A 2,452-nucleotide genomic window follows, 5' to 3' on the forward strand; every position below is an offset into this window, starting at 1 on the left:
GCTGCGGCGGTGTGCTGCCGCGGGGCCCTTCCGCCGCCCGGTTCCGGACGGGCCCGCCCGGGGGCGGGACGCGGTGGCTCAGCCGGAGATCTGGGCGAAGCCCTCGATCTCCTCCGGCCGGCGCGACGCCGGGCCGGTGTAGCGGGCGGAGGGACGCACCAGACGGCCGGTGCGCTTCTGCTCCAGGATGTGCGCCGACCAGCCGGCGGTGCGGGCGCAGGTGAACATCGACGTGAACATGTGCGCGGGCACCTCGGCGAAGTCCAGCACGATGGCCGCCCAGAACTCCACGTTGGTCGCCAGCACCCGGTCCGGGCGGCGGTTGTGCAGCTCCTCCAGTGCCGCCTTCTCCAGCGCCTCGGCGATCTCGAAGCGGGGCGCGCCCAGCTCCCTGGCCGTCCGCCGCAGCACGCGCGCCCGCGGGTCCTCGGCCCGGTACACGCGGTGGCCGAAGCCCATCAGGCGCTCGCCCTTGTCCAGCTGCTGCCGGACGTAGGCCGCGGCGTCACCGCTGCGCTCGATCTCCTCGATCATGCCCAGCACCCGCGACGGCGCGCCGCCGTGCAGGGGGCCGGACATGGCACCGACCGCACCCGACAGGGAGGCGGCGACGTCCGCGCCGGTGGACGCGATGACGCGGGCGGTGAACGTGGACGCGTTCATGCCGTGCTCGGCCGCCGACGTCCAGTACGCGTCGACGGCGGCCACGTGCTTGGGGTCGGGCTCGCCCCGCCAGCGGCGCATGAAGCGCTCAACGACCGAGCCGGCCTTGTCGATCTCCCGCTGCGGGACCATCGGCACGCCCTGGCCGCGGGCCGACTGCGCCACGTAGGACAGCGCCATCACGGCGGCCCGCGCCAGGTCGTCGCGGGCGTGCTCCTCGTCGATGTCCAGCAGTGGTTTGAGGCCCCACACCGGGGCGAGCATCGCCAGTGCGGACTGCACGTCGACCCGGATGTCACCGGAGTGGACGGGGATGGGGAACGGTTCGGCGGGCGGCAGGCCGGGGTTGAAGCTGCCGTCGACGAGCAGGCCCCAGACGTTGCCGAACGAGACGTGCCCCACCAGGTCTTCGATGTCGACCCCGCGGTAGCGGAGGGCGCCGCCCTCCTTGTCGGGTTCGGCGATCTCCGTCTCGAACGCGACGACTCCTTCGAGTCCGGGTACGAAGTCGGACATCTGGCGGCTCCTAAAGGTGTGTCGGAACGGTTCCGCTGCCTCGTGCGTCGCAGGCTGGCGGTCCGTTTCCGGTATCCGGGTCATGCCCCGTGCGGAGGGTGGTCACCCAACCCGGGCGATCGAACACCATAGCCGCTGCTGTCGGGGTGCCACACCATCCCACCCGGCGATTTTGGTGGGTTCGCCACCTGCGGTAAAGCGTGAGAAGCGGCACACTCCCGCATTCGCCCCCGACAGGTGTACACCGAAAGAAGAGCGGGCAGACTTGCGCGCCGCCCGAGGTGGCCATGCTGCAAGATGAACCTGTGCCTCAAGCAGACAGTCACACCGCAGCGACCAGTCCCGACGACGCCCGCCTGGCCCGGCAGCTCGATCCGGCCGCGATGCGCGCCCGGTACCGGGCCGAGGGCCTCGGCGAGGACGACCTCGCCGGGGAACCGGTCGAGCAGTTCCTCCGCTGGTTCGAGCAGGCCGAGGCCGCCGGACTGCACGAGCCGAACGCCATGGTGCTGTCCACCGCCGACGCCGAGGGACGTCCCAGCTCGCGCACGGTGCTGCTGAAGCAGTGCACCCCGGAGGGCTTCGTCTTCTTCACCAACTACGGCTCCCGCAAGGGGCGGGAGATCGCCGCCAACCCGTGGGTGTCGCTGCTCTTCCCCTGGCACGGCATCGCCCGGCAGGTCGTCGTCACCGGGCGCGCCACCCGGATCGGCCGGGCCGAGACGGCCGCGTACTTCCGTACCCGGCCGCACGGCTCCCAGCTGGGCGCCTGGGCCAGCGAGCAGTCCTCCACGGTCGCCTCCCGCGAGGAACTCGACCGGATGTTCGCCGCCCTGGCCGAGCGCTACCCCGAGGGGGAGGACGTGCCGGCACCACCGCAGTGGGGCGGACTGCGAGTGGTGCCGGCGACCGTGGAGTTCTGGCAGGGCCGGGAGAACCGGCTGCACGACCGGTTGCGCTACCGGCGTGAGGACTCCGGCTGGACCGTCGAGCGGCTCTGCCCCTGATCAGGCCCGGGACGGAGCCGGGAAGCGGTCCCAGACCCGGTGCGAGGCGAGCAGCCCGGTGACCTCCTCCAGCACCTCGGAGGGATTCCGCCCCAGCGCCACTCCGGGGGCGGCGGGGGAGCACCCGGCCGCCCGGACGACCTCCTCGGCGCCGCCCCAGCCCCCGATGGCCTTGGCGTGCCGGAACGTCTCGGAGACCATCAGCAGCAGCGCCGGGTCGGCGCCGGTGCCGCTCGCCTGCGGGGCGCCCGCGCCGGCGCTGCGGA

The 2,452-nt window shown here is 73.0% G+C and carries 2 protein-coding genes and 1 pseudogene; 1 reads left to right on the top strand and 2 read right to left on the bottom strand.

Annotation, left to right across the window (positions count from 1 at the left end):
- Positions 1–78 precede the first annotated feature (78 nt).
- Positions 79–1,179 carry a citrate synthase 2 gene (locus tag ACYVE9_RS23025; RefSeq protein ID WP_461029807.1) on the bottom strand — a complete coding sequence of 367 codons (1,101 nt, stop codon included), beginning with the start codon at positions 1,177–1,179 and terminating at the stop codon, positions 79–81.
- Positions 1,180–1,562: 383 nt separating this feature from the next.
- Here ACYVE9_RS23025 and pdxH point away from each other — a divergent pair, with 383 nt between their 5' ends.
- Entirely contained in the window at positions 1,563–2,186 is a 624-nt protein-coding gene (pdxH, locus tag ACYVE9_RS23030; protein ID WP_461029808.1) for a pyridoxamine 5'-phosphate oxidase, read from the top strand.
- On the opposite strand, the pseudogene ACYVE9_RS23035 reads toward pdxH, so the two are convergent.
- Positions 2,187–2,452: pseudogene (locus tag ACYVE9_RS23035) on the bottom strand (catalase HPII); the annotation flags it as partial.

Source organism: Streptomyces sparsus (genome assembly GCF_054776295.1).